The organism is Intrasporangium sp., from assembly GCF_051961875.1.
GTDB lineage: Bacteria > Actinomycetota > Actinomycetes > Actinomycetales > Dermatophilaceae > Intrasporangium_A.
In genome coordinates this window covers 1-7,164 of record NZ_JBQCCV010000312.1, presented here as the reverse complement: position 1 = coordinate 7,164, position 7,164 = coordinate 1, and the positions used below count along the sequence as shown (strand labels likewise).

6 protein-coding genes are annotated in these 7,164 nt (G+C 68.5%); 1 reads left to right on the top strand and 5 read right to left on the bottom strand.

Annotated elements, in window-relative coordinates; all coding sequences use genetic code 11:
- Positions 1-209: 209 nt before the first annotated feature.
- Positions 210-1,970 (top strand): arginine--tRNA ligase, encoded by a 1,761-nt coding sequence (gene argS / locus ACTHJJ_RS19155; RefSeq protein ID WP_440304544.1) that lies wholly within the window; start codon positions 210-212, stop codon positions 1,968-1,970.
- 98 nt (positions 1,971-2,068) lie between these two features.
- Here the strand turns inward: argS and ACTHJJ_RS19150 are convergent, their stop codons facing one another.
- The 5 genes from ACTHJJ_RS19150 to ACTHJJ_RS19130 form a co-directional block, all read right to left on the bottom strand.
- Complete coding sequence (locus ACTHJJ_RS19150; protein ID WP_440304543.1) at positions 2,069-2,509, bottom strand: cupin; 441 nt, start codon at positions 2,507-2,509, stop codon at positions 2,069-2,071.
- A complete protein-coding gene (gene narI, locus ACTHJJ_RS19145; protein ID WP_440304542.1) occupies positions 2,506-3,255 on the bottom strand; it encodes a respiratory nitrate reductase subunit gamma in 750 nt (249 codons plus the stop codon). Before narI ends, ACTHJJ_RS19150 begins: the two co-directional genes overlap by 4 nt.
- A complete protein-coding gene (gene narJ / locus ACTHJJ_RS19140) occupies positions 3,252-3,986 on the bottom strand; it encodes a nitrate reductase molybdenum cofactor assembly chaperone (RefSeq protein WP_440304541.1) in 735 nt (244 codons plus the stop codon). The genes narI and narJ overlap by 4 nt, the downstream gene beginning before the upstream one ends.
- A complete protein-coding gene (gene narH, locus ACTHJJ_RS19135) occupies positions 3,983-5,644 on the bottom strand; it encodes a nitrate reductase subunit beta (protein WP_440304540.1) in 1,662 nt (553 codons plus the stop codon). Before narH ends, narJ begins: the two co-directional genes overlap by 4 nt.
- 1 nt (position 5,645) lies before the next feature.
- A partial coding sequence (locus ACTHJJ_RS19130) for a molybdopterin dinucleotide binding domain-containing protein (RefSeq protein ID WP_440304539.1) occupies positions 5,646-7,164 on the bottom strand: 1,519 nt, incomplete at its 5' end.

Below are 7,164 nucleotides of genomic sequence, written 5' to 3'. Positions count from 1 at the left end.
CCAGCAACGCGGGCAACTTGTCTTCCGACAATTGACGTGCCCCTCAGGATTTTTTTAAAGTATTGGTGTTGTGCTCAGTCTTGGTCTAGCCCCCGTCGAGTGCGCGCTTCATCCCACCCGTCACACGCCCGGGGCGACATGCGGGTCCTGCCGAGCCTTCCCCGGGACGGCGACACGGGCACCCCGCCCACGCTCCTAGACTGGCCCGCATGGTTTCCCCGCTCGTCGCGCTCACCCCGAAGGTCCAGTCCGCGATCGCCGCCGTCCTCGGCGACGACTACCGCGAGGTGGACCCGGTGCTGCGCCCGTCGCAGTTCGCGGACGTGCAGGTCAACGCGGCGCTCGCGCTCGCCAAGAAGGTCGGTATGCCGCCCCGCGACCTCGCGACGAAGGTCGTCGACGCGCTCGACCTCGACGGCGTCTGCGACAAGGTCGAGGTCAGTGGGCCCGGCTTCATCAACCTCACCTACAGCAACACCTGGATCGCCTCGCTCCTCGACGAGGTCGACGCCGACTCCCGCCTCGGCGTGCCGACCCAGGAGCGGGAGAACATCCCGATCGACTACTCGGCGCCCAACGTGGCCAAGGAGATGCACGTCGGCCACCTCCGCACGACGATCGTCGGCGACTCGCTCGCCCGGACCCTCGAGCACCTCGGCCACAACGTCATCCGGCAGAACCACGTCGGTGACTGGGGCACGCCCTTCGGGATGCTGATCGAGCACCTGCTCGAGGTGGGTGAGGACTCCGACGAGGCGCACCTGCTCGTCACCGACCCGAACGCCTTCTACCAGGCGGCGCGGGTGAAGTTCGACGCCGCGGAGAAGGCCCAGCCGCCCGGCAGTGCGGGTGACTTCGACGTGCGGGCCCGGGCGCGGGTCGTCAAGCTCCAGGCCGGTGACGAGGCGACGCTCGTGCACTGGCAGCGGCTCGTCGACATGTCCAAGGCCTACTTCAACAAGGTCTACGCGACGCTCGGCGTGACCCTGACCGACGCGGACCTCGCGGGCGAGTCGATGTACAACGACCACCTCGCCAAGGTCTGTGACGAGCTCAAGGCCAAGGGCATCGCGACCATCTCCGACGGCGCCCTTTGCGTCTTCCTCGACGGCTACACCGGCCGCGAGGGCAAGCCCGTGCCACTCATCATCCGCAAGTCCGACGGCGGATACGGCTATGCCACAACGGATCTCGCGACGATCAAGTACCGCGTCGGAGAGCTGCACGCCCACCGGGTGCTCTACGTCATCGGTGCCCCGCAGGCCCTGCACCTCAACATGGTCTGGGACACGGCACGGAAGGCCGGCTGGCTGCCCGCGGACGTCACCCCGGTGCACATCCAGATCGGCAACGTCCTGGGCGAGGACCGCAAGATCCTCAAGACCAGGTCCGGCAAGCCGCTGCGGCTCATGATGCTGCTCGACGAGGCGGTCGAGAAGGCCCAGCGCGTCATCGACGAGGCCCGGCCCGACCTCGACGACTCGACCCGGGCAACGATCGCCCGGCAGATCGGCATCGGCGCGGTCAAGTACGCCGACCTGTCCGTCGCGCACGACAGCGAGTACGTCTTCGACCTCGAGCGGATGGTCTCGCTCACCGGCAACACCGGGCCCTACCTGCAGTACGTCGTCGCCCGGGTGCGCTCCATCTTCCGGCAGGCCGGGCTCGAGGCGGCGGTCCAGGATGCGCCCGTCGTGCTGACCCAGCCGCACGAGCGCGACCTCGCCAAGCGGCTGCTCGACTTCGCGGACGTCGTCGTCGCGGTCGGCTCCGAGTACGAGCCGCACCGCCTCTGCGGCTACCTGTTCGAGCTGGCCCAGTCGTTCTCGGCGTTCTACGAGAACTGCCCCGTCCTCAAAGCCGAGACCGACGAGGTCAAGGAGTCCCGGCTCACCCTGAGCGCCCTCGTGCTGCGCACGATGGTGACGGGCCTCGACCTGCTGGGCATCGAGGCTCCCGAGCGGATGTAGCCTGCCCGCCGCGGGAGCGGCGTTGCGGCACAGGCGAGCTGAGCGGCATACCCATGAGGTGGTATGCCGCTCAGCTCGCTCTCGACGTGGAGCGTGGGTCAGTAGGTCGAGGGGGTGTCGGGGTGCGGGTCGAGGGAGACGGTGAGCAGGAACGCCGACTCGGTCACCGCGTCGACGGCGTGCCGCTCGGGCGGGATCGCGACGACCTCGCCCTCGTTCACGACCCACTCGGCCTGCTCACCGGCATGGAGCCGGACCGTCCCGGCGAGGACGTGGAGACTGGCCGCCGGAGGAGACGCGTGCTCGGCCAGCTGCGCCCCCTCGGCCAGCCCGACCACGACGAGGCGCTGGTGCGGACCGGCCCACAGGACCCGCGTGCCCTTGCCGTGCTTCGACGCGCGGGCCGCCTCGATCGCCTCGCGGGCCGCCTCGCGCAGGTCGACGATCCCGGCGCTGGCCGCGTCGTGGTGACGCGACGCGACCGGCACCAGATCGCCGAGGCTGTGCCCCTGCCAGGGTGCGCGCTCCTCGGGCGTCACTGGACACGCTCCCATCCCCGCCGCGGAGCACGGCTGCCGACGCCGGCACCGGCGCGCTCGTCCTTGCTGCGGTAGACGATGTAGGGCCGGGTGATGTAGCCGACCGGCGCGGAGAACACGTGCACGAGCCGGGTGAACGGCCAGAGGGCGAACAGGACGCAGGCGAAGAACGCGTGCAGCTGGAAGCCGATCGGCGCACTCGACATGAAGTCCGGGTCAGGGTTGCCCGAGAAGATGCCGCGGAACCACAGGGAGACGCTGTCGCGGTAGTTGAAGTGCTCCCCGGGCGCCGAGCCGATGCCGAGGATGCTCGAGGCCACGGTGTTCCACATGCCGAGGGCGATGACGAGGCCGAGGAAGAAGTACATGACCTTGTCCATCACGGTGGTGGCCGAGAAGACCGGCCCGACCGTGCGGCGACGGTAGATCAGGATGCCCATCCCGACGAGCGCCGCGATGCCGGCGGCGAGCCCGCCGATGATGGCCGCCCAGTGGTAGGCAGACTCGCTGATGCCCAGGGCATCCGTCCACGCCTTCGGGATGAGCAGGCCGATGATGTGTCCGCCGACAACGCCCAGCATGCCGAAGTGGAAGAGTGGGCTGCCCCATCGCAGGAGCCGCGACTCGTAGAGCTGTGAGCTGCGGGTCGTCCAGCCGAACTTGTCGTAGCGGTAGCGCCAGAAGTGGCCGACGACGAAGGTCGCGAGGCAGAGGTACGGGAAGATCACCCAGAGGAAGATGCTCATGAGGGGGCTCCTACGCGGATGGTCGGGAAGGTGGTTTGGGTGTCCATGGGAGCGGTGGGGGGCGGCTCGGGCGCACCGTGCAGCTCCGGGTCGATGGCGTAGGGCTCCAGGCCGACGTCCTCCTGGGGCGGGCCCTTCTCGATGAGCCGGCGGACCGCGTCGAGGCCCTCCCCGTCGAGCGACGGCAGGGTGGCACACAGGGCCGTGGCGAGGTTCGCCCAGGGGGAACCCTTGTCGGCCAAGGCGATCCGGAGCATCTCGACCCCGGCCCGATGGTCGGTGATGAGCTTGCGCGCGGCCTCGAGGTCGGACGTCGCACCGAACTCCAGCACGACGCCCAGGTGGTCCGGCAGCTCGTCAGCCGAGAACTCGACGCCCGCCCGGCGGTACGCCTGCTTGAACTGCACCAGGGCCACGCCCCGTCGGCGGGTGTCGCCGAACGAGAAGTACGTCAGGTAGAGGCAGCACTTGCGGGTGTGGTCGAACGTCTCGACGTAGGCGCGCTGCGCCTCCGGCAGGGGCACGGAGGCCAGGTGCGCCAGGAAGGCGCTCAGCGGCAGACGAACCGGGTCGGGCAGCCCGTCGACGACCTCGCGGAGCAGCGGGAGCCGACCCACGAGCTCCTCGGACGGATAGTCCAGCAGCAGCGAGATCGCCTGCCAGGCAAGGCGGGTCTGCTCGTCCGAGAGCGGAGGAGGCTGTGTGCGCGCAGCCCTGCGGAAGGGGTTCACGGCTTCTTCTCCTCCTCCGGGAAGAGCCCGGAGGGCCGGCCCTTGCCGTCCCAGTTGAGCAGGTTGACCCGGCCACGCAGGCTCTTGCGGCCCCCGGCGAGCCGGTTGACGTCGTCGGCCTCCTGGCGCTGCTGGAGCATCCGGAAGTTCTCGACCGCGACCGGCGTGAGGTCACCGGACCCCTCGCCGAACACGCCGTTCTCGGGCGAGTAGTCGAAGTCGACGGGGCACTCGGTGGCGAGCTCCTCGAGCCCGTGTGCCTGCTCGACGTGCGCCGTCGGGATGACGTAGCGCTCGTCGTACTTGGCGATGGCGAGCAGCCGGAACATCTCGTACATCGACTCGCCGTCCATGCCGACCGCCTCGGCGATGTCCTCGCGCGGGTCCTCGCCGAGGTTGATGTCGCGCATGAACGAGCGCATCGCGGCGAGCTTCTTCAGCACGTTGCTCACCGTGCCGACGTCGCCCGCGGTGAAGAGGTTGGCGAGGTACTCGACGGGGATGCGCAGCGTGTCGATGGCGGCGAAGAGGTTGTCCTTGCTCTCCGCGTCGTGGCCCGTCTCCTTGACGACGTCGACGACCGGGGACAGCGGCGGGATGTACCAGACCATCGGCATCGTCCGGTACTCCGGGTGGAGCGGCAGCGCCACCTTGTAGTCCTGGATGAGGCGCCGCACCGGCGACTTCTTCGCCGCCTCGATCCAGTCAAGCGGTATGCCGCTCAGCTCGGCCTGGCGCGCCACCTCGGGGTCGTTGGGGTCGAGGAAGACGTCGCACTGCGCCTCGTAGAGGGCCTGGTCGTCCTCGACCGACGCCGCGTCGAGCACCTTGTCGGCGTCGTAGAGCATCAGGCCGATGTAGCGCAGCCGGCCGACGCACGTCTCCGCGCAGACGGTCGGGATGCCGACCTCGATGCGGGGGTAGCAGAAGGTGCACTTCTCGGCCTTGCCGGTCTTGTGGTTGAAGTAGACCTTCTTGTAGGGGCAGCCGGAGACGCACATCCGCCAGCCCCGGCAGCGGTCCTGGTCGACGAGGACGATGCCGTCCTCCTCGCGCTTGTAGATCGCGCCGCTCGGGCAGCTCGCCGCACAGCTCGGGTTGAGGCAGTGCTCGCAGATCCGCGGCAGGTAGAACATGAAGGTCTGCTCGAACTCGAACGTCACCTTGTCCTCGATGCCCTTGAGCATCGGGTCCTTGATGGCGACCTCCTGGCTGCCACCGAGGTTGTCGTCCCAGTTCGCCGACCAGCTGATGTTCATCGGCTTGCCGGAGATGAGCGACATCGGCCGGGCGACCGGGAAGACGTCCTGGGCCGGGGCGTTGATGAGGTTGGCGTAGTCGTAGGTCCACGGCTCGTAGTAGTCCTCGAGGGACGGCAGCTTCGGGTTGGAGAAGATCGTGGCGAGCTTCTTCCACCGGCCGCCGGCCTTGAGCGTGAGCCGGCCCTTCTTGCTCAGCTCCCAGCCGCCCTGCCAGGTGTCCTGGTCCTCGTACGTGCGGGGGTAGCCGAGCCCCGGCCGGGTCTCCACGTTGTTGAACCAGACGTACTCCATGCCGGAGCGGTTGGTCCACGCCTGCTTGCACGTCACCGAGCAGGTGTGGCAGCCGATGCACTTGTCGAGGTTCATCACCATCGCCATCTGGGCCATGATGCGCATGTCAGTACTCCACCTTCTCGGTGCGGCGACGGATCACCGTCACCTCGTCTCGTTGGTTTCCGGTCGGGCCGAGGTAGTTGAACGCGAAGGCCAGCTGGGCGTAGCCGCCGATGAGGTGGCTCGGCTTGACGAGGATCCGCGTCAGGGAGTTGTGGATGCCGCCCCGGCGGCCGTTGGTCTCGGTGCGCGGGACGTCGATGAGCCGGTCCTGGGCGTGGTGCATGTAGACCGTCCCCTCGGGCATGCGGTGGCTCACGATCGCGCGCGCGGCGACGACGCCGTTGCGGTTGACCGCCTCGATCCAGTCGTTGTCCTTGATGCCGACCTTGGCGGCGTCCTTGTCGGACATCCAGATCGCCTGTCCACCGCGCGCGAGGGACAGCATGAAGAGGTTGTCCTGGTACTCCGAGTGGATCGACCACTTGTTGTGCGGGGTCAGGTAGCGCACGGTCACGCCGAGCTCGTCGACCGTGCCGAGCTCGCGCTCGCCGAAGAGCTTCTTCATGTCCAGTGGTGGCCGGTAGATCGGCAGGCCCTCACCCATCTCGAGCATCCAGTCGTGGTCGAGGTAGAAGTGCTGGCGCCCGGTGAGGGTGTGCCACGGCTTGAGCCGCTCGACGTTGATGGTGAACGGGCTGTAGCGCCGGCCGCCGGTCTCGGAGCCGGACCACTCGGGGCTCGTGATGACCGGGACGGGAGCCGCCTGGATGTCGGCGAAGTTGATCTCCTTGCCCTCATGCTCGGCGGCGAGGTCGTGCATGACGTGACCGGTGCGTGCCTCGAGGGTCTTGAAGCCCTGGACCGCGAGGTGGCCGTTCGTCGTGCCGGACAGGCTCATGATCGCCTGCGCCGCCTGCACCCCGGTCTTGATGCTCGGGCGACCGCTCTTGACCCCGCCGCGCAGGACACCGTTGAGGTGGCCGAGCCGCTCGACCTCGCGCTTGACGTCGTAGGTGATGCCCTTCGTCGTCGTGCCGAGCTTGTCGAGGAGCGGGCCGAGGCTGACCATCTTGTCGTAGATGGCGCCGTAGTCCCGCTCGACGACGACCAGCTTGGGCATCGTCTTGCCGGGCATCGGCTCGCACTCGCCGGCCTTCCAGTCACGGACGATGCCGTGCGGGTTGGCCATCGCCTCGGCGGTGTCGTGCAGGAGCGGTGCGACGACGAGGTCCTTGCGGACGCCGAGGTGCTTGGCCCCGAGCGGTGCGAACGCCTCCGCGATGCTCTGGAAGGCGTCCCAGTCGGTGCGGGTCTGCCACGGCGGGCTGATGGCCGGGTTGAACGAGTGGATGAACGGGTGCATGTCGGTCGTGTTGATGTCGTGCTTCTCGTACCAGGTGGCGGCCGGCAGGACGACGTCGCTGAAGATCGTCGAGCTGGTCATCCGGAAGTCGAGGGTGCAGACGAGGTCGAGCTTGCCCTCGGGCGCCTGCTCGTGCCAGCGGATGTCGCGGGGACGCAGGTGCTCGGGAGTCTCGGCGGCGAGCACAGCGTGGTCGGTGCCGAGGACGTGCTTGAGG

Excerpts from the sequence above, each read along its gene's own strand:
- narH (WP_440304540.1), bottom strand. The coding sequence starts at position 5,644 with ATGCGCATCATGGCCCAGATGGCGATGGTGATGAACCTCGACAAGTGC.
- argS (WP_440304544.1), top strand. The coding sequence starts at position 210 with ATGGTTTCCCCGCTCGTCGCGCTCACCCCGAAGGTCCAGTCCGCGATC.
- narI (WP_440304542.1), bottom strand. The coding sequence starts at position 3,255 with ATGAGCATCTTCCTCTGGGTGATCTTCCCGTACCTCTGCCTCGCGACC.